A 19,732-nucleotide genomic window follows, 5' to 3' on the forward strand; every position below is an offset into this window, starting at 1 on the left:
TGGAACGAGTTCTTGCCGATATCGATGCCGATCACGGCGATCGCTGCATTGAGCTTCCGAGACATGGTGTGCTCCTTGTCTTGAGCGCCCCTTGCCAGCTTCTCGCACTGGCAGGGCCGGAGCACGGCCGGACCATTCCATTAGCGGACATTTCAGAAGATGCTATCGAGATTGTTGTAGTCGTACTCGATAATCGTCGTCTTATCGGGGCGATCTTCTCGCCTGCGGACAAGACCTATCTCGGGCGAAATCCAAAATTCCGAGAGCTGCTTTCCAGCCGCATTTCCTTCCAGAGAGGCGTAAAAATGCTCGGTAGTAACTCCCTTTATTGTTGTTGGACCCAACATGCGACACGCCGAGACCTTAGGGAAAGCCTCAATTTCCGTATAGGGAGAGTAAGCGGGTTCATATGCGTTGTGTCGGGATATGCCTGCGTACGACCTACATAGACCATTCTTGTCCCACTCGGTCCCATGGTAGAGAACGCGAAAGGACGTGTTCGCCTGCTTCGCCAAAGCCTCCACTATTGGCTTGCAATCGTCGGCCCAAGCTCCGCCTGAAGAAACGGCTGTCAAAATTGCTAGATATCTCAGAATAGCTGGGAGCTTCGTTGAACGCCTCTCTTAGCAGTCCCAAAGCTGATTTGCCCTCTAGCTGACTTGCGCCAGGTTTCAGAGGGTTGTTCTCGCCTTCATCAAAACGAACAGGTGAGAACCGGCAGCGATCAGCGAGAAAATGACTATCCCTAATTCAGCACCGTGCACATGCTGCGGTGCATATGTCGAAGCGAGCCAGACGAAGAGCCGGACGGCGGCCATGAAGGCAATCATCCCCCACATTGCGAGCCATTTTGGGGCGTACCAAGTCGGCTCGCCGTTGAGGCCCCATTGCATGGCAACGCGCTCGCTTGGGATGCGCGGGCCAAAATACAGGTTTAACCCGAGGACCAACGCGATAGCGAAGCCAAAGACATAGTCTGCTGGCACCATGCTTTCCGCCTTCCGATCACCAGCCGAGACTATCCAGAGAGGGAGAAGCAATCCATTCTTGTTTAGATGGAACCGGTCGCGTCTGCTTCCTTATGGTTGCTGATAGATTGTGGACGCTACGACCGCTCCTGTGCAGGTTTTCGGATGTCGGGAGGGTTCGCTTTTTTCTTAGTAAGCCCCGACTTCGCCCATGATCAGGTAGCGCGCGGTTTCGGTCTAATCGTCCGTCATTCGATCGGTGCAGGACTTCGCCATTCCGTGAAGGATCCACGCGACGAAGATGCCAACCGCCATCGGCAGGAGCGTGGTGTAGGCGAGTTTCGAAAAGTGAGGAAATACCTGCGCGCTCCAAACCTGATCGTTCGAGTAGGCCTGCAGCAAGGGCAGGATGATCCCGCCGGCGCCGGCGGCGATCGCCAGGCCATTCCAAAAGCTCGCCTGAATTTTCAGGCGCTCGTTTTCCCTGCTCATTAGTTTTTCCCTGCTCATTAGTTTGCGCTCGCCGGCGCCGCGGCGCGCATGAACTGTTTTCCCCACGGAGACAGGAAAAACTCGTTATGTGTTCGCAGCTCGGTCTGCCGGGAGATCAGGCCGCCGCCAGGGGTGCCACTGCACCCCGTCGGTGGATCGCAGAGCTATGGGCGCGGTCTCGTTGAAACAGATTTAAGTAGCTCGAAATATCCCCAGAAGGCGCGGTCTTGGTCGTCAGGCAAAATCCGCGACACAGCATAGCCTTCCTCGGTCANCAAGTAGCTCGGTATAGAGGGCACACCGTCCTGTAGCCGAATGGGGCCTGTTTCCAGGTTACTCGGAGCGAGAGGAAGGAAAGGAGATGCCGTTCCGCTCGAACGCTGCGAACCACACGTCCTTGTCATCATGATCCTTTGCGTCAGCAAACATGCGAATTTGCGGCGTCGGGCTGGGATCGACCAGGAGACCGGCGCCCAGCACGCGCGATGCGCTGAAACGCAGGTTCTGATGGCCTGGAATGTCGATCACTACCAGCTCGGCAATCAAGTTGCGACTGAATCCGGGCGCTGCACGCAGGGCGGAGGACTATAGGTATACTCGCGACTGGGATTAGAATTCCCTCGCCATTGCCGGGTGCGTGCGGTTCTTGACCTTAATCCAATCTTTCGAGCGTCCGCCGCTGTAGCGCCGATCGCGCCGTTTCGAAACTAGCCCTTCTAGGCCCATACGGCATACCGCTCCGAAGAGATCGGGACCGATCTCGCCTGTCTCGAATGGAGCGATAAACATTCCATCCGGTCGGCCGCGCAACAGGCGCGCCAAGTTGGTTTTGCGCATCGCGAGCGACAGCGGCCGCAGATCCTCGCCGCCGAGGGCTAGCACGTCGAAGGCATAGAGCTGCACCTCTTCATCGTGCTGGCGCGAGTGCAGGGCGTTGAAGTCGGAGACGCCGTCGACACCGAGAATCACGGCCTCGCCGTCGACGACGAATTGCTGTTCGCGGTTCTTGAGCGCGGCCTGGACGATTCAGGGGAATCGGTTGGTCCAGTTGTGGCCGTTCCGGGTCAGCAGGCGGACCTCGCGGCCGCTGCGCTCGACGCGCAGGCGGTAGCCGTCGTACTTGATTTCATGGAGCCAGTCCGGGCCATCGGGCACGGCCTTTGCGGCTGTGGGCAGGCAGAACTCGAAAGCTTTGGGCATGGCCCTCAGATAGTGCGGAATCGCTCCCGCGGGAGTCCCTATTCGCAGCTACGTCCTTCGCTTGCCGCCGCGCGTCTTCCGCAGGAATGGCTTCATGATCTCGGTCGTCGTGAAACTGGTCTCAAATCCCTTCGGCAGGATCGGCAGCTCGTCAGGTCCTGCGTTGTTGCAGACCGGGCAGGGCGCGCCCGCGCCGCCGCAGGCCTTTGGGCCGTCCCAAGGGCGGTCGGGGTGGTTTTCGCAGACCCAATGGGTGCCCTCGCACAGCTCGCATGCCACCTGCGGTTCTCCCTAATGTTGCGGTGGTTTCTCCTCGATCTCAGGCGATGCCGCGCAGGGGCAGGGCGAGCTGCACGTCAAAGCGCCGTGTCGCGTTGGCGTTGATGAAGTCCTGCAGCGCAGGCGTGATCTCGGCGCCCCTGTTGGCGGTGCGTTCGGCCAGTGCGTCAGCGATATCGGAGGTCGCATCGCGCGACCAGCCCTCGACCGGATTGAAGCACACGATCCGGACCGGGTAGGCATATTGACCGGAGAGGATGTCCTGCAGGACGGTATCGAGATCCGTGTCGGCCTCGTCGGTCTCGCGCCATGCGCAGCCGGCACGCGCGCCGAAATCCTCGAGCACCAGGTAGATGTCGCGATCGAGGCGATCGGCCGGCACGATCGAGGGCGAGGAACGCATACGCTTACTCCGAAACTGTCGCTTCGCGGAAGACCGCCCCGGCTTTAGTGGGCTGTTGGGGGTAGGGCCGGGGCCGCTCCGCCAGCTCGGCGGCGAGCCGGCGAGACTCTTAATCTGATGAATTGGCCTTGGTTCCCGTTGCCGTCCCAGCATAGTATCCTTCTACGTCGTCGTCCTTCGAGAATCTGGGACAGACGCAAAAGCGTCCCGGCAAGCTGCGGGTAGGACACATGACCTTTGGCGTTCCCGACGGCAGTTCGGACGCGTTCACAAGGCACTGCGATGCAGGCGCTGGATCCTGCGGCGCGCTCTTGGCGAGCATGGTGTCAGCACTGGCTAAAGCAACCAGGACAACTTGAAGGAAGAACACGCGTCTGCACGTGCCTCGCTGAGGGAAGCCCGATGCGCCTTGCTCTGCCGTATCTCGGAATCTGTCTTTGCGCCTGTCTCGCGGCATGGCTGTCATTCATGTTAGTCTACTGACCGAGCGGGTCCGATGTCAGCAGCCGCACGAAGGTGCCACTTTCGTGCAGCTGGAGCCAGCCTCTCTCGACCGCGTATGCGAGACCAGCGCCGAATTCGCTTCCTCGGCCGCCCCAGCGTAAAAAGGAATGGCGCGTTGATCTTTTCGATGTAGATGCGCCCGTCCTGGGCCGGCTCGATGCTTGCAGCGAGCTGGACGATCTGGCGCGCGGCGATCTCAGGATCTGCGTAGGGGCGGGCCTCGACGTGCTTCATGCGTCTCCCAGGGGATCGCGAGGCCGGTTCTAGGATAATTTACGCCGCGCAGAACGAGCTAGATGCCACTTCATGAGTTCGGTCAAACGACCGATCGAGGTCTCTCGCGCAGCCTGCTTCGCTTCAATGGCGTCGGCGGCCGAGCGGCAACAGGCCGTCAAACAGCGCAAACCCTTTTGTTTTTGTTTGTCTTTTCGATTGCTACTTGCATTCGGGACGCAGAGAATCTTTCATGCAACAAGCCGGCGGATTTCTTGTTTGACCAATCGCAATAATCGGATGTTGCGTGTCCCCGCAACCAAATTGGCAAATAACCCCAGCAATTCGTAAGGCTTGCGGGTTATTTTTGCTTTTCGAAATCCGCTTAGGTCTTGTGCTCAAATTACCCCCGCAACCAAGTACATGACGTCGTCATGGGTGCATACTTCGACCGGCCGTACATTTTTTGAAACTCAGCGGCGGAGCCGCTGCGCCGCGTGGGCCTCGGATCCGTAGAGCGGCCGAGACCACATCAGACAAGCGGCCGGAACCCACTTTCGTGCTGCGGCAAATGTGCATTGTCCTTTGCGGCCGAAACCGGGTCCGGCCATACGCGGTTGGCGCCTGGAGGGCTATGAGGTGGCAGCAGGTTCACTGACGCCTAGAAAGCTAACGATCAGGATGGTAGCTAGACCAAGGCTCTGTTCTGCAACCGCGTTGATCAAAAGCCCGCGAAGGCCGTGCTTTATGTGCGCTGCACCTGACTGCCGTAAGGTGGGGACGACGACGAAGCGATTGAAGCCGGCAAACATGGCCATGGCGGAAAACAGTACGAGCTTTAGCAGAAGCAACTGGCCGTACGTCGTCGTGATCAGGTTGGTGAAGGAGCCCACAAGGAACCAGGAGTTGATGAGACCCGATACGACCAAGATGGCGACGGCGGCATAGCCCATCCTGGAAAAGCGCAATGCAGCTTCGCAAGCACCGCGCTCGGCTTCCTGGTTGCCGCGAAAGGACGCGACGGCGAGATCAAGCAAACCAACCAGTCCGCCAAGCCATGCGCCTGCTCCAACAAGATGGAGAGAGTCCGCCAGGGTGTGCACTGCTCGAGCTTCGCTATCTTCGATTTGCGTGTGCCCGACGCCCGCCAAACCGCCCAGCAGAATTGCGCATATTGCGAGGAGGAGCAGCTCAAGCTTCTTCGACGAACCTCTCACGATCAACGTAAGGGTACCGATCGCCGCAATCGTCGCCCCGAGCCGCAATAATGCGACGGCTCCAAAGGACGTATCCGTCAGCACGAAGCGGACCGTTTCCCAGGTCACGCCGCCTCCAGTCATGCTGGTCGCGACGCCGATGAACCACAAAATGCCGCTGACAAGGACGAGAAGTGAAACCGACAGCGAGATTGCCAGCGCGCGGCTGCCCCCGTCGCGACTTGTCGTTGGCGGACCGGCGTAGAAGGGGAACAACACCAAGCCAAATAGTACGAGAGACGCCGCGTAGTGCACGAAGCGGACGAGGACGAGCCATAGCTCCACGGCTAGTTACCGATCGTGAAGGTGTATTCGCCCTTGACTCGGTGGGTGTCCTCAGAGACCGCGTGCCATATCACCCGGTACTTGCCCGCCGGTAACGGCGCATCGAGAGGCACCACAAGCTGCTTCTTGTCCTTCAGGTCGACCGCCGGGGTACCTGTAGCAATCGATTTGCCGCTCTCGTCCCGCAACTCCAGGCCTGAAAATTTGGCAATCACTCCTTCCGAGAAGTTCAGGCGGATTTCCTTGGTCGTCGGCGCGGCGCGCGCGATGCCATCCGCCGGTGGAGCAGAGGATGTGAGCTTCGGATGCGCCATTGCTTCCGTCGCAGCAAGGGCGAGGCCGATGGCCGCGCTGATGACCAAAAGTCTAGCGCGCATATTTCATTCTCCTCGCCTCTAAGCCACGTGGCTACCATCCCCAACTGCGGTAGTTGGGATAGTAATAATGGTAGCGCGGCCGGTAATAGCTGTAGTCGCCACGATCCTCATGATAGTTCCCGTGCAAGTCGCGGAGCGCGCGGTGATAAGCGCGATGCTCGGCACGGCTCTCAAACCCTTCCTCGTGGGCCCGTTCATGCGCTTCCCCTAGCTGGTCATGAAATGCGCGGTGCCCATTATCCCACTCGTCATGGGCGAGCGCCGGTAGTGTGGACAGTGCCGTAAAGGCAAACGCAGTGGCCAGAAGTGCACTCTTCAGTTTCATGACCCATCTCCCGATCCTAACAGGCCGACGCTTCGAGACGCGGAGCCTGTTCCGGGAAAACTAGGCATTCTCACTTGAATGAATGCTGAACCAATCTTGACTGGACAGAGACTGGTTTTGAGAAAGCGCCCTAGCTCTATCGTCGACCAGTATCTGCGGATGCATAGCGACTCCGGCTCTCCGCCGCGCCATCCCGAGATGATATCGCGCTGTCCGCGCTGCGCCTGACCGTTGCCGCAAGTAGCGCATGGACAGGAAACAACGCGAAGCATGCAATTCCGATGGCGATGTGAATCCACCGGGCCGGCTCCCGCGTTGCTTCGCCCCCGTAGTAGAGCACGAGACCCGTGATGGCGAGCAAGACAAGCATGGCTAGCGTGCTGCCGCCGGTCCATCGCTTGCGCCGCCGGTGCCAGCCCGACCGCACGTGCAGCGGAAGCAGCGAACCGATTGCGATCAAAATGGCATAGGCGGAGATACCGTGGACCATCAATAGCAACCGTTCGGCTTCACCGGGCTCAGCGTCGACGACGTCGTGCAGGACGAACCAGGCGCCGCCGCTCAGCGCGACCACCGTGGCTGCGGTCCAGACGGCGCTCTTTTGAATGAAGCCGAGGCGCATGGATCAGGCCGCCACCGCCTGAAGAACACCGCCGCTGATGAAGGCCGTCGCGCCAAAGCGAGCGAAGCAGGGATGCTGCGGCTCGCCGCCCTGGACCAGAATCTTTGTCAAGGCGTCCGCGACGATGCAGCTTGCTGCGACCACCGAATAGGCTCGTCTGTCCGTTGTTGAGCCCGGCGAGTCCAACGCTCCGCGCCGGCCGACGGTGGCCGTGGAGGAGGAGGTTGCAATGGCGCCGTTGTGCAAAAATCCAGCCTGCAGCAACCCCTGGCCTGGCACGTGCACATGGATCGGCTGGTCGATCTCGCCCATGACGCGCAGGTCTCCGCCGGCGTTGACAGTCGCGCGTCGGACGCCCGCTGCGCGAAGCGAGGTGGTGGCGCGATCGACCGCGTAGCCCTTGGCTATTCCGCCAAGATCGATCGCGACCGGTGCCGTCAAGCGCACGGATCGATCCTCCAACAGGCGGACTGCGCTGAAGTCGCCGTCACAGATATGGTCGAGATCGTTGGACGGCAGCAACCCGCGGCGCATCAGCTCGAAGCCGACCGCGCAGTCGAACAGGCCGTTGCTCGCGGCGTGAAACGCTGCTGCGTGATACAAAACTCGCGCCGTCCAGGGATGGACCGCCACGGGCCTGCGAAACGCCTCGCGGTTGATGCGTCCGATGTCGCTACCTGCATCGTGAAAGCTCATCAGGCGCTGCACCAGCGACACCGCCTCGAAGGCGCGGGCAATCGCTCGTTCAGCGTCGGCTTGCGCGACGCCGTCGACCTCGATCTCCACGATCGTGCCCAGCAGCGGACGTGCGCGCCTCATGGCTACTGCCCCTTCAGACTCTGGTACTGCCCGACGACACGCCTCACGCCATCGGTGATGTGCTTGCACGACAAGGTCGCGCCGCTGATGTTCTTGATATCGACATTGAGCTGCAACGGCGAACTCGCGCTCTTGCCTGTGAATTGCGAGCGCCACGAGGCCTCGCGAACCTCATAGCCATAGGACTCGTTATACTCGAGGATCTCGATGTGCTTGACGGTGCCGCCGGCGGTGATGCCCACGGCGTATTTGATGTATTCGTGCTTGCCGAGCACGCGGTCGATCACGACGATGCCCCCCGAGGAGGCGCGGAAGACGCCCGCCCTGCCGCCGGCGGAGAACGATGCGCCGGGAAAAATCGCCTGCATCGCCTGCTGTTCGCTCATATACACAGTGGCGCCGGCCGGCGCGATCAGAACGATCGCCGTCGGCGCGGTGAGGAGTGGTGTCCACTTCATGCTGCCTGCCTCAAAACCTTACTTCACGGCGAACGGCACGCCGAGGCGGAACATCACCTCGTCCCGCGCGTGCTCGTCGCCGTAGATGCGACCGTGCTTCACCACCGACGCCTGGTCCTCGTTGTAGGTGATAACCATCGGCAGTTGGTGACGCCAGGCCAGCGTCCACCAGAATTCTTTCTGGCCGTAGTGGATGACCGGGCCGGCAAAGAACGCGGAATGTTCGGGATTGTTGAACCAGTAGCCGGTGAACTCGTTGTGAATGCGGGTCTCGAAGCCGATCATCCAGTTCGGCATCACCAGATAGGACATGCCGAAGGTCACGTCGATCGGCGAAGCCCTTTCGATCGAGCCGTCGGCGTAAACTTCGCGCTCATGCTTGCCCATGATATTGATAGCGGCAATGAGGCGGTCGTCCAGGAAGTTCTTCTGCAAGATCACCCGCCATTCCAGCTCCTTCGTCTTCGGCCCGATCTCCGGCTCGATGTAGAGCGCAAGCCCGATCGGATCGGTCACGGGATTGAGAACCTGGTAGATCGCCTCGAAGGAAACCGAATCGAAGCGCGTCTTCTCGTAACGCGAGTACGGGTCGAAGGAAGCATCGAGAAACTGAGTCACGCCCGGTCCGCCCGTCGTCCCGTCGAAGCCGTTGCGGAAGGCGTTGGCATAGCTCCAGTTGAAATAGCCGGAGATCTGCAGCTGGTTGGTGAGACCGTATTCGATCTCCTCCTTGTTCTGCATGAAAAAATACTGCCCCTGCGACTGCCCGGCCTGCATGAACGATTTGTGTTCGTATTCAAACGTACCCTGCGGATGCACATCGGCGGTGTAAATCCAGCCGAACGGTGATTCTCCTGCACGTGCCTGCCAAGCGGTCAGCATCACAGCTGCCGCGCATACCGGTCCCACCAAACGCTTCACTGCTGTCCCCTTCAAAGAAAAGCCTGAGGGCCCTCGCCTACAGTGACACACGAAAGTGTGACAATACGCCTCAGCTCAGAATTGATCTAAACGTGCCCGCCGCCTTCGCCCGCGGGATGCTCAGCGTCATTTCGCAAGGCTTCGGGAAAAATAAAGTAAGCGAGCAATGAGAACGGCTTGCTCTCTGTGCGCATTTTCCCGAGCTGTTGTTTGAACGATTCTATTTTTGACAAATTCCAATTTGCCTACGGCTGTTCGGTCCGGCTGGTCGTCGCTCCGTGCGAAGGATTGGATGAGATATCGTAGGTTTGGCTGAGCGCCTGCTGCTCTAAGACGCGTATCGCTCCAACGCCCGCATTGAAAAGACCTTCCTCATCCTCCAGCATGCTCTTGATTTCGGGGATCATTATCTTGGAAAGCTCTTCCTGCTTCTTCAGCGCAGATTTGTATCGTTCCATGAGAACGCCGAAGATCGCGCCCGCCATCCCAAGGATACCAGTGAGAAGCAGTTTTTCGAACGCCATCTTGAGCAGATCGAACTTCTGCGTGTCGTTCAATGTCGAAAGCACTCCAGATCTCGGTCATGCCGTGTTCCTTCAGTTGAGCGGCGAAGAAAGTAGTGGAATTCAGCCAAGGATCAAAAGGTGTGGTGAGGGGCAATCACACTCTAGGGAAGAGCGTGACTTTTCCAGCTGCAAGACGCGCAGTTAGCCATTGGCTGCTGGTCGGACAGAGTTGGCGCGTTCCTCCTCCAGCCGAATGTGGGCCAGTTCACACAACCGCAGGCAGAATCGTGGTTACAGTGCTTTCGGATATAAGCCTGTGTCATCAGCGTTTCATCCGGATCGTGAAAATGGCGGGCGTACGGTCGCGGGCCCATGGCCGGAGCTCAAGGGAGATGAACATGCGCCGTGTTGTCCAGATCCCGGCACTCGCACTCGTGTTGGCATTGGTTGCCACGGAGGCATCCGCATGGTGGGACGCCGGCCACATGCAGATCGCCTATGTCGCGTACAAGAAGCTCGACGGTCCGGTGAAGGACAAGGTCGACGCGCTTCTCAAGCTCAACAAGGATTATGCGAAGTGGACCGCAGGTGCGCCCGACGAGCGCACGGCAAAGCTCTACGCTTTCGTGCACGCGGCGACCTGGGCGGATGACATCAAAACCAAGGAATATAACTATGCGCGAGACAAGGTCGACAGCCCGACGGCTGGACAGAACATCGGCTACGCCGATCGTAATCAGCACGCCTACTGGCATTACAAGGATACGAATTTCTCGCCGGACGGCACACCGCTTCCGCAGCCTGATCCCGTCGACCTGGTCACCCAGCTCAAACTGATAATCGCGGCACTACCGTCAACATCCGGCGCCACCGACGACGTCCGCTCGTATGACCTCGTCTGGATGCTGCATCTGGTCGGCGACGCTCACCAGCCGCTTCATGCGATCGGCCGCTACACCCGACAAATTCCGGGCGGAGATGCAGGCGGCAATGCCGAGCAGGTGATCCCGGCAAACGGTGACACCATGGCGCTCCATGCCTACTGGGACAACCTTTTCGGCGGGTACGTCTCGCCTTACGGTGCGGTCTTCGACGCCGAGGATAAGGACGGCCTCGCGCATATCGCCGTCAACGAGACTTCCGCGCAAGTCTCCGATCCACAGGCATGGATTGACGAGAGCGCGGAACTCGCCAAGCAATACGCCTATGCCGCACCGGTGAGCGTGGGATCCAACCCGGTGCTCCTCACGCGCGAATACGAGACCAACGCCCGCAACATCGCGCGTAGCCAGGCGGCACTGGGAGCCGCGCGGCTGGCGCGCCTCCTCAACGATGCCCTGAAGTAGCGCTGGGGGTAGACTGGTCTAGCCGAAACGCGCAGAACTGCCGGTTCTGCTGACCACCTGCTGGCCACTGACTTCGCGCCCGCACGACAAGTCGCGCAATCTACAACTTCGCCAATTGGCGGGATGCTGTATGCGCCGGTTTTTGGATCTCGTCGATACCGCAAACAAGGTGCCGGCGGAGGGCCGGTCGGCACACAGATGTAAGGAGGAGGACCCATGACGCGGTCGTGCGTGCAACCAGCGCATGAGCCTCGGGTTCGCTGAATCTCCGCGGCCTCTTGAAATCCTTTGGTAAAGCAACCGTCGGTTTACGTTTACCTGTCTTGGCCACGGTCTCCCCCTCTAGCGTTGAAGTGCGTTCCTCACTCCGGTTTCAATCCCGTTTGCTATTTGCGCGGAAAGATGCAGATCTGCCGCACGCCTGTCCGGCACCCTGCCTGCCACTGTGGTCCTCCGTCCATTCTTCGCCACTTCAGCCACCACCGCCGGAACGGCGGGCCCAACGTGATCGTGAGATCATTCGTTCTGGTGCGATCGAGGCTCAGGAAGTTACCGCTCGGATTGACGGTGACTCTGGTCAAAGGCCTCGTCCGGCTGCAGGCCGGTGTTGCTCATGAACAGGATGAGCTCGTGCAGTTGCTCGCCCCACCATTTGTATTTGTTGTTCTTGGGCTTCCGGGCCCTTCGCCCAGTCGCCTGGCAGAGCTGGCGATACTCTTCGCGCGAGAACCAGGCCCGATGCGAAATCTTGCCATTCTTCCGATAAGGGCTCTGAAAGCTCAGGAAGTGCGTGGAGCCACTGATGGCGTAGCGCGGTCTTGAGGATCTGACGGAGGCAAACAATTTCCTGGTGCATCGTCGTGCGGGCAGGTGGCTTTCCCCTCCGCTCCTTCGCCTGCGCAATGCGATGCATGCGGTACTCGTTCACGAGACCGCCAGTGATCTCCGAAAGGCCCTTCTTGCCAAAGAAGGGAATAAGGTACTTGCGCGCCGGGCGCTCATGGCCAGCGATGTAGACGGGATTGCGCTGACCTTCCGTCAGCACAGGAAAGTCTTCTAGGAATTTCTCGGCTGCGGCCTTGAAGGTCATCTCCTTCTTGCGAGCGGTGACCTTTTCCAGGTCACCGCTCCGCACCATCCCGCGTAACTTGAGATACCACTCCTCGGCGACTTCCTCGCCTGCCGGAGATCGTCCTTCTCCGTTGCGGATCGGTATTGCTGCCCTTCGATCGTTTCCGAGCAATGGTACCGGCCGCGCTTCCCGTGGCGGTAAAGGTGGACCTTGCCACCAAGGATGATGTGGTTCTTTGCTTTTCAGCCCTTTGCAGCGCGACGTCGTCCATGACGCTTGTCTTCGTTGGCTTCGCGGGCGGTACACGCTAAGCGTGCTAAGCGAAGCGGCTACTGCTCCTACGGCCGCTTGGCGCCTACCCAACTTTACCCAGTCGCGCTCGTATCCGGGCTTATGAGCCATTTTACTCCGATCTAGACCTTCAGGTGTCCAGAAATGTCCAGGAGGAAGATCGTGTCTCACCATTGCGCGGACGACCAGAGGTCGGTCCGGGATGGTCACCCGTCCGATCTTGCCGGCAAGGTCGCGATCGTCGCAACCCTGGACACAAAGGGCCGTGAGACCGCTTATCTCGCACGAGTGATCGAACAGTGGGGCCGCAAGACTCTTACGATAGATGTAGGCACATCAAACAGGAGGGGCAGAAGCGAGCCGGACGGCAGCGATGCACGGGTGGCTGCACCCGCCGAGCTCTTACGGGAAATAGCTGCAAGCGCGCGTGAAGAGGTGAAGGAGCTCCTGCGATCAGGTGCGATCGACGCCATCATTGGAGTAGCCGGCGGCAAGGGCAGCGCAGTCTTCGGTGAAGTTATTTCGGATTTGCCGTATGGCTTCCCGAAATTGCTGGTGAGCAGCGCGAGGCCAGCCCTCCTGGCCGAACTGGCCCTCCACAACGACATCATCCTCTATCCGACCCTGGTCGATCTTTTCGGGATCAACGCGTTCACCGAACGCGTTCTCTGCAATGCGGGGCGGGCCATTGCGGCGATGCGCTATGTGCCTGCTCGAGAGCGGCGGGAGAGGAAGACAGTCGCGATAACGGCCTTTGGGGTCACGACGCCGGCGGCAAATCGCTGTGTCGCGCGGCTGGCAGAGGCAGGCATCGACGCGATTGTCTTTCCGGCCAACGGCGCCGGTGGACGCAAGATGGAGCAACTCGTGTCCGCCGGTGAGTTCGATGCGGTGCTCGATCTGACCACAACCGAACTCGCTGACGAGATTGTGGGCGGCACCGCCAGTGCAGGTCCGGATCGGCTCAAGGCAGCTTCTCACCGCTTGATTCCGCAGCTCATAGCCCCGGGGGCCGTCGATATGGTGAATTTTGGCCCTCCCTCGAGCGTGCCTGCCGAGTTCACGGGGCGCCAATTCTATTCGCATACTCCCTTCACGACGCTCATGCGCACGACCGTCTCGGAGAACGAGCGCATAGGCAGGCTCACAGCCGAGCGCCTTTCGCAAGCAAAGGCGCCCGCCCTCGTTTTGTGGCCGGCCAAGGGGGTGTCTGACTATGACCGGGACGGCGGCATCTTTCGAAATCCTGAAGCCGATAGAGCCTGGTTCGACGCGGTCAGGCGACACCTGCCGCGCTCGATCAGCGCCCGCGAGTTGGACTGTCACATCAATGATCCGGAATTTGCGGAGGCAGCCGCATCGTGGATCGTCGAACAATTGACACCAGGAGGTTCACCCCGTGCGGATGTTTGATCGGGCCGAAATACTCGCAAAGATCACAGCTCAAGTTGCGGCTGGAAGGGCGGTGCTTGCCGCGGCGAGCAGTTGCGGCCTCGTCGCAAAATGCGCAGCTCTCGGCGGCGCCGACATGCTTGTGGTCTACAGCACCGGGCTATCGCGGTTGATGGGGCTGCCGACGAGCCGGATCGGCGATTCCAATGCGCGCACGCTCGAACTCGCGGCGGAGATCCGCAACGTCGTCTCCTCCGTTCCTGTTATAGGCGGTGTTGAGGCCTGGGATCCCGTCCGGCTCGACCTCGATGATCTCTTGGACAAGTTCTGGGCTGCCGGATTCTCCGGCGTGATCAATTACCCGACCATTTCAACGATGGGTGAGAAATGGCGCGATCGTCGAGGCCGCGTCGGGCTCGGCTTTGAGCGTGAGGTCGAGATGGTGGCGGCGGCCCGCAAGAAGAACATCTTCTCGCTCGCCTATGTCGCAAGCGCGCAGGACGCCAGAGCGATGGCAACCGCGGGAGCCGACTGCATCGTCCCACATGTCGGCGCAACGCGCGGCGGACTTGTTGGTCATGAGGAGGGACAGTCGATCGAAGAGGTCATCAGGCGCATCAACGAGATCAATGCTGCGGTTCAGGCCGTCCGTCCGGATGTGATCCTTCTATGCCATGGCGGGGCAATCGCTGAGCCTCAGGATACCTCGGAAGTCTACCGATCGACCGGATGTGTCGGTTTCGTTGGCGCCTCCTCCATCGAACGGATCCCGATCGAGCGGGCGGTGAAGGCTGCAGCCGAAGAATTCAAAGCCGTTCCGCTCCCGCGAAAGCCTCAGCATTCACTGCAGAATCTGCACCGAGGCACGAATGAATAGCCCGATCACCAAATTGAAACCAAATTCCCCTTCCTTCTCCAAAGCGAGCAAGCCAACGCACGATTGCGAGACGGACGTGCTCGTGATCGGCAGCGGCGCGGCTGGACTGTCCGCGGCGCTCTATGCGGCAAAGGCCGGACTTCGCGTGACGGTGTGCGAGAAATCTGACCGGCTCGGTGGCACGACTGCCCTGTCGAACGGCATGATCTGGATTCCATGCTCAATGCAGGCCCGAGCGGCGAAAATCGATGATTCGATTGCGAATGCGAAGATCTATCTGCAACACGAACTTGGCAACTACTATCGGCCCGAGTTTGTAGGCGCCTATCTAGAAGACGGCCCAACGGCGCTCGCCAGCTTGGAGAATGGGAGTGAAGTCAAGTTCACACTGGCCTCCGCTCCGGATTATCATTCCAGCCAAATCGGAGGGATCGACAAGGGCCGGGCGCTGAGCCCCGCACCTTACGACGGACGGCTTCTAGGCAAGGATTTCGAGCTGATAGGTGATCCGATTCGCGTCGTGCTCGGCGGCATGATGATTTCGTCCGGCGAGGTCAGAAGCTTCCTCAATCCATTCCAGTCGGCTGCCTCGCTCAAGCACGTCATGCGCCGGGTCAGCCGCTACGCACGCGACCGGCTGCGCTACAGGCGGGGCACTGAACTCAGTGGCGGCAATGCTCTGATCGCGCGGTTATTGGTAAGCCTTCGCAGGTATGGCATTGAAATCTGGCCAAGCTGCCCAGCGGTTGATCTGATGAGCGAGGGCGGGAGAGTCACTGGCGCAATCGTCAAGCGTGATGGCGCCGATCTCCGCATCCGCGCCTCTCACGGGGTGATCCTGGCAACTGGTGGCTTTGCGCGGAACGCTCAATTGCGAGCCCAGCTCAGCCGAGCCCACCAGCACAATGATACGCTGGCCCACAGCGATGTCACTGGAGACGGCATTGCGCTCGCAAGTAAGCTCGGAGCTGCGATCGATAATGACGTTGCATCGAGTGGATTCTGGACGCCCGTGTCGATCCTCAGGAACGGCCGCTCCTCGCAAGTGGTCCCGTACGGTTGGCTCGACCGTGGCCGTCCAGGTGTCATCGCCGTAGGGCCAAATGCCAAGCGCTTCGTCAATGAATCCAATTCGTATCATGATATCTGCCTTGCCATGTTCAACAACGGTTATCCGGCGGACAAGCGGTTTTATTTCATCTGCGACAAGGAATTCGTCCGCCTCAGGGGGATGGGACACTTGCTCCCCTGGCCATGGACATTGAGTATCAAGAAGTATGCTCGGTTGGGCTACATCGAAATTGGCCGGACGATTGCGGAGCTTGCGGCGGAATTGGACCTCGACCCGCAAGAGCTCCAAAAGACCGTTGAAGAACATAACGCCCACGCAGCTGAAGGGCGCGATCCGCTTTTCAAACGCGGTGAATCGGCTTTCAATCGAACCCTGGGAGATCCCGCGGTCGGAAAGAAAAACCCGAACCTTGGAGCTATCAAAAACGGGCCATTCATTGCGCTTCCGATTGTCCCGGCGACCCTTGGAACTGCGACCGGCCTGTCAACGGATCCTGGCGGAAGGGTCCTAAATGGAAACGGCGTGCCGATCGCAGGTCTTTATGCCTGCGGCAACGACATGACCTCACCGATGCGTGGGATCTACCCTGGGGCGGGCATTACGATCGGACCAGCCATCGTGTTCGCTTACCGCGCGGTGAACAGCATCGTACAATCCACCGATCAAGGACAAACGGCGGCAGCATCCAGAGCGTAAGCGAAGCGTCCTCACCTGGTCGCCCAGCAACGACAGACAACTGCGAGAGCAGAAGTACGCAACATCGGCCAGCTCGCTTTGAATACCTTATGAGCGGCCCTATCCCGTCTGATACCGGGCTTATCTTCTGACCTGGACGGCCACGATGCGCCGCTCACGCCATGCCAGGATCGTCGCAACCGTTGGGCCGGCAACCGCATCACCTGAAAAGCTTTGTGCGCTCTATCTTTCGGGGGCTGATACTTTCAGGCTGAACTTCAGCCACGGGACCCATGACGATCACGCACGTGTGCCCGCCTCGGATCCGTGCGCTGGAGCTGGAATTCGATCGGCCGATCAGCGTGCTGCAGGATCTGCAAGGCCCGAAGATCCGCATTGGCCGGCTCGATGAAGGCAAGCTCGCGCTGGATGCCGGGGAGACCGTTGCTTCACACTAGGCGAAAGGACGGGCGGGAAGCAGTCCATTCCGCTGCCTCATCCAGAAATATTCGCAGCCGCTTATCCAGAAGCGCATTAGACTCGCGAGGGAGCGGAAAGGTACATCAAAGCTTACTGGGGAGACAGTTGCGAGCCGTCCGGGCGATGCTTCACTGGTCGGTGAGCAGTTGGCCGAGCGAAGCGGCTCATCATGCGCCGTCATCCGGCGACTGGAAGAGTATAACGAAACGCCTCCCGCGTCCGACGAGTTGCTTCAAACCCTCTGGACAAGTTTGCCGGTGCCGGAATTGAATTTACATTTCCGCTCGTTGGCAAGCCAGGTATTCGGTCCAAATAACTTCATCCTTTTTGGCGCTGAACTAACCGCCGGCGGCCATTGTGAAGTGGTGCGTCCTCTCGTCTGGTTTCCTCCCATGGTTCGGCATCGTTCGCCGCGGCACGCGTGTCCCCGCCTGCGACGCGGTTAGGGCATGCGGATAGCTCTTCTATCGCTTTTGGCCGCGAAATTGGGCTGGCGAGAACGTTAGGCACCCGCCGGAGGGCTCCCTTTGAGGCGGGCGCAATGTCGCTTGTCCGGCGAACATTACCCAAGATTACTCAGATATCCCTACGTTACTCTAGGCAATCTCGCACCGCATGTCGTGAATGAAGCGCCGAGAGGCGGGCCGCCCAAGAAGCCCACCATCGCCTGCAACTCCCATTGCCGGGATGACCTTCCAGGAGCGCTCTCGTGCCAGCAGCCCTTCGCATTCCAACGTGCAGCTCACGCCTTCGAGCGCTCGACGTGAAGATGATTTGCTCGCAAGCCCAGGGAATGTGACGCAGCAGCATGGATACGCTACTTATCGCGACTTTCGAGATTTTGAGCTTTGGTGCCATTGTTGTGCTGGTCGTGCTCGGTCTCGGGATCATTGCCAGCATGATGGGCATCTTCAACTTCGCCCAAGGCGAGTTCGTCCTGCTCGGCGCTTACGTCACTTATCTCGTGCACAGCGTCGGTTTGCCGGTCCCGCTCGGCATGCTTGCCGCGCCCGTCGCGGTCGGCACGCTTGGTTTCGTCCTGGAAAAACTCGTGGTGCGCCGATTCTATGCCGCTCCAATCGTCGCCATGCTTGGCACCTACGCGCTGGGGCTGATCATTCGCGAAGCCGTGCGCGGCCTGACTGGGGGACTGTATCTCTCGGTGCCGGAGCCAATCAGTGGCTCTATCACGATCGGAAGCCTGCATTTCGCCACCTGGCGCGGCGTCATCGTCATCATCACTTTGTTGGTCATGGCCGCGAGCCATGCGCTGCTCGCCTACACCTCGTTCGGCCTGCGAGTCCGCGCTTCGCTGGAGAACCCACAGCTGGCGCGTGCCTCGGGCATCTCCACGGGCATGATATACAGCATCACCTTTGCATTTGGTGCGGCACTCGCGGGTCTCGCCGGCGCGCTGATCGTGCCGGTCTTTTCATTATTTGCCGATCTCGGCATTCGCTTTCTTATCCAAGGTTTCGTTGCCGTGATGGTCGGTGGCGTCGGGTCCTTCGCCGGCCCAGTCGCTGGCGCCAGCGTCATCGGCACGTTCAGTGCCTGGCTGCCTTGGCTGATGTCACCGGTTATCGCCGACGTTCTGGTGTTCGTGCTCGCCATCATTTTCATCAAGCTCCGGCCGCAAGGCCTTGTTTCGGGAAGAGGGGTCAACCGATGATCAACGCCAGCCGTCAACTGAGCCGCCGACGCTTTCTCGGCAATTTCGCCTTCGCCTCCGCCGCCATCGCGGCGGGTCCGGGCAGCTGGATAATTCGCCCGGATTGGGCAAATGCCGCGGAAGGCCCGATCAGGCTTGGCATTGCGACCGATCTTACCGGGTCACTCGGCTTTGCCGGCAACACCGACGCCAATGTCGCTCGCATGCTGGTCAAGGAGATCAACGACTCCGGCGGCCTGTTGGGACGCCCGATCGAACTCCTAATTGAAGATACTGCCTCCGACGAATCCGTCGCCGTGGGAAATGTGCGCAAGCTGATCCAGCGAGACAAGGTCGACTTGGTGATCGGCGGTATCTCGAGCTCGATGCGCAATGCGATTAAGGACGTCATTATCTCTCGCGGCAAAACGCTCTATATTTATCCGGAAGGTTACGAAGGTAAAGAGTGCACGCCCTATCTGTTCTGCACCGGGCCGGTACCGGCACAGAATTGTGATCAGTTCATTCCCTGGTTAATCAAAAACGGTGGCAAACGCTTCGCACTGCCTGGCTCCAACTATGTTTGGCCGCAAACAATCAATGCCTATGCACGCAAGGTAATCGAGAGCAGCGGTGGCGAAATCGTCTTTGAAGAATACTACCCGCTCGACCAGATCGACTTTTCCTCTACAGTTAGCCGCATCATATCCAACAAAGTCGACGTGGTGTTCAACGCCATTGTCCCGCCGGGCGTTAGCCCGTTCTTCAAACAGCTCTATCAAGCCGGCTTCTCCAAAAACGGCGGGCGGCTGGGGTGCGTCTATTACGACGAAAATTTCCTGGAAATGAACCAGGCCCAGGAGATTGAAGGGCTCGCGAGCAGCCTCGACTACTACAAGGTGCTCGCGGCGGAGGATCCGGTGAGCGCCAGGATTCAGTCGGCTTACGACAAGCAGTTCCCTGCCAAATTCCGGTTCTCGGCAGGCAGCGCCGCGACCGGCACCTATCGAGGATTGAAGCTGTGGGAAGCTGCGGTGAAGGAGGCCGGTACAATTGACCGCGACGCGGTAGCCGCCGCCCTCGACCACGCAAAGATTGCGGAAGGGCCGGGCGGGCCCGCTGAAATGGCGCCCGGCAAGCGCCACTGCAGGATGAACATGTACATTGGAGTGGCGAAGGGCGGCCAGTACGAGATTGTGGCGCGTAGCGCCGGCCTGGTCGATCCGAAGGAATGCTGATGTCATCGAC

Annotated in this window: 20 protein-coding genes and 2 pseudogenes; 7 read left to right on the forward strand and 15 right to left on the reverse strand. The window is 59.7% G+C overall.

Features of this window, described 5'->3' with window-relative positions; genetic code table 11:
- Positions 1 to 671: 671 nt before the first annotated feature.
- From YU9_RS44685 to YU9_RS0121535, 14 genes and pseudogenes are all read right to left on the reverse strand, one after another.
- The gene (locus tag YU9_RS44685; RefSeq protein ID WP_051380463.1) at positions 672 to 989 is read right to left on the reverse strand and encodes a DUF1648 domain-containing protein; all 318 of its coding nucleotides are present in this window, start codon (positions 987 to 989) and stop codon (positions 672 to 674) included.
- A gap of 216 nt (positions 990 to 1,205) precedes the next feature.
- A complete protein-coding gene (locus YU9_RS0121470) occupies positions 1,206 to 1,460 on the reverse strand; it encodes a hypothetical protein (RefSeq protein WP_198028281.1) in 255 nt (84 codons plus the stop codon).
- A 333-nt stretch (positions 1,461 to 1,793) separates the two neighbouring features.
- The gene (locus tag YU9_RS0121475; protein WP_027574652.1) at positions 1,794 to 2,006 is read right to left on the reverse strand and encodes a hypothetical protein; all 213 of its coding nucleotides are present in this window, start codon (positions 2,004 to 2,006) and stop codon (positions 1,794 to 1,796) included.
- 63 nt (positions 2,007 to 2,069) lie between these two features.
- Positions 2,070 to 2,660: pseudogene (locus YU9_RS42150) on the reverse strand (RNA ligase family protein).
- Positions 2,661 to 2,708: 48 nt separating this feature from the next.
- Positions 2,709 to 2,939: a hypothetical protein gene (locus tag YU9_RS42155; RefSeq protein ID WP_036017752.1), complete on the reverse strand. Its 231-nt coding sequence runs from the start codon at positions 2,937 to 2,939 to the stop codon at positions 2,709 to 2,711.
- Positions 2,940 to 2,979: 40 nt separating this feature from the next.
- Positions 2,980 to 3,342, reverse strand: coding sequence for a hypothetical protein (locus YU9_RS0121490; protein ID WP_027574653.1), 363 nt, complete (start codon positions 3,340 to 3,342; stop codon positions 2,980 to 2,982).
- Positions 3,343 to 4,691: 1,349 nt separating this feature from the next.
- Entirely contained in the window at positions 4,692 to 5,600 is a 909-nt protein-coding gene (gene copD / locus YU9_RS0121500; protein ID WP_027574654.1) for a copper homeostasis membrane protein CopD, read from the reverse strand.
- A gap of 2 nt (positions 5,601 to 5,602) precedes the next feature.
- Positions 5,603 to 5,977 (reverse strand): copper homeostasis periplasmic binding protein CopC, encoded by a 375-nt coding sequence (copC, locus tag YU9_RS0121505; RefSeq protein WP_051380464.1) that lies wholly within the window; start codon positions 5,975 to 5,977, stop codon positions 5,603 to 5,605.
- 31 nt (positions 5,978 to 6,008) lie between these two features.
- Positions 6,009 to 6,302 (reverse strand): hypothetical protein, encoded by a 294-nt coding sequence (locus tag YU9_RS47995; protein WP_156952031.1) that lies wholly within the window; start codon positions 6,300 to 6,302, stop codon positions 6,009 to 6,011.
- Between the two features lie 136 nt (positions 6,303 to 6,438).
- Entirely contained in the window at positions 6,439 to 6,924 is a 486-nt protein-coding gene (locus YU9_RS42165; RefSeq protein WP_051380465.1) for a cytochrome b/b6 domain-containing protein, read from the reverse strand.
- A 3-nt stretch (positions 6,925 to 6,927) separates the two neighbouring features.
- Positions 6,928 to 7,743: an FAD:protein FMN transferase gene (locus tag YU9_RS0121520; RefSeq protein ID WP_027574656.1), complete on the reverse strand. Its 816-nt coding sequence runs from the start codon at positions 7,741 to 7,743 to the stop codon at positions 6,928 to 6,930.
- Between the two features lie 2 nt (positions 7,744 to 7,745).
- Positions 7,746 to 8,201, reverse strand: coding sequence for an FMN-binding protein (locus tag YU9_RS0121525; protein WP_027574657.1), 456 nt, complete (start codon positions 8,199 to 8,201; stop codon positions 7,746 to 7,748).
- A gap of 18 nt (positions 8,202 to 8,219) precedes the next feature.
- The gene (locus YU9_RS0121530; RefSeq protein ID WP_156952032.1) at positions 8,220 to 9,122 is read right to left on the reverse strand and encodes a DUF6662 family protein; all 903 of its coding nucleotides are present in this window, start codon (positions 9,120 to 9,122) and stop codon (positions 8,220 to 8,222) included.
- A gap of 245 nt (positions 9,123 to 9,367) precedes the next feature.
- A complete protein-coding gene (locus YU9_RS0121535) occupies positions 9,368 to 9,679 on the reverse strand; it encodes a hypothetical protein (RefSeq protein WP_027574659.1) in 312 nt (103 codons plus the stop codon).
- A gap of 347 nt (positions 9,680 to 10,026) precedes the next feature.
- Between YU9_RS0121535 and YU9_RS0121540 the strand changes: the two genes are divergently transcribed.
- Entirely contained in the window at positions 10,027 to 10,974 is a 948-nt protein-coding gene (locus YU9_RS0121540; protein WP_027574660.1) for a S1/P1 nuclease, read from the forward strand.
- Between the two features lie 577 nt (positions 10,975 to 11,551).
- On the opposite strand, the gene YU9_RS42170 is transcribed toward YU9_RS0121540, so the two are convergent.
- On the reverse strand, positions 11,552 to 12,217 hold the full coding sequence (locus YU9_RS42170) for a hypothetical protein (RefSeq protein WP_051380467.1): 666 nt from the start codon (positions 12,215 to 12,217) through the stop codon (positions 11,552 to 11,554).
- Positions 12,218 to 12,481: 264 nt separating this feature from the next.
- Here YU9_RS42170 and YU9_RS0121550 point away from each other — a divergent pair, with 264 nt between their 5' ends.
- From YU9_RS0121550 to YU9_RS0121575, 6 genes and pseudogenes are all read left to right on the forward strand, one after another.
- Positions 12,482 to 13,750, forward strand: coding sequence for a Tm-1-like ATP-binding domain-containing protein (locus tag YU9_RS0121550; protein ID WP_245266470.1), 1,269 nt, complete (start codon positions 12,482 to 12,484; stop codon positions 13,748 to 13,750).
- The gene (locus YU9_RS42175) at positions 13,743 to 14,606 is read left to right on the forward strand and encodes a phosphoenolpyruvate hydrolase family protein (RefSeq protein ID WP_063623733.1); all 864 of its coding nucleotides are present in this window, start codon (positions 13,743 to 13,745) and stop codon (positions 14,604 to 14,606) included. The genes YU9_RS0121550 and YU9_RS42175 overlap by 8 nt, the downstream gene beginning before the upstream one ends.
- A complete protein-coding gene (locus YU9_RS0121560; RefSeq protein WP_036017756.1) occupies positions 14,599 to 16,374 on the forward strand; it encodes an FAD-dependent oxidoreductase in 1,776 nt (591 codons plus the stop codon). The genes YU9_RS42175 and YU9_RS0121560 overlap by 8 nt, the downstream gene beginning before the upstream one ends.
- A 145-nt stretch (positions 16,375 to 16,519) precedes the next feature.
- Positions 16,520 to 16,879, forward strand: a pseudogene (locus YU9_RS46030) (pyruvate kinase); the annotation flags it as partial.
- 762 nt (positions 16,880 to 17,641) lie between these two features.
- A complete protein-coding gene (locus YU9_RS0121570; protein ID WP_027574664.1) occupies positions 17,642 to 18,505 on the forward strand; it encodes a branched-chain amino acid ABC transporter permease in 864 nt (287 codons plus the stop codon).
- Positions 18,502 to 19,722: a substrate-binding protein gene (locus YU9_RS0121575; protein WP_027574665.1), complete on the forward strand. Its 1,221-nt coding sequence runs from the start codon at positions 18,502 to 18,504 to the stop codon at positions 19,720 to 19,722. Before YU9_RS0121570 ends, YU9_RS0121575 begins: the two co-directional genes overlap by 4 nt.
- Positions 19,723 to 19,732: the final 10 nt, after the last annotated feature.

The sequence above is a fragment of the Bradyrhizobium sp. WSM1743 genome, from assembly GCF_000473065.1.
In the GTDB taxonomy this organism is placed as follows: Bacteria; Pseudomonadota; Alphaproteobacteria; order Rhizobiales; family Xanthobacteraceae; genus Bradyrhizobium.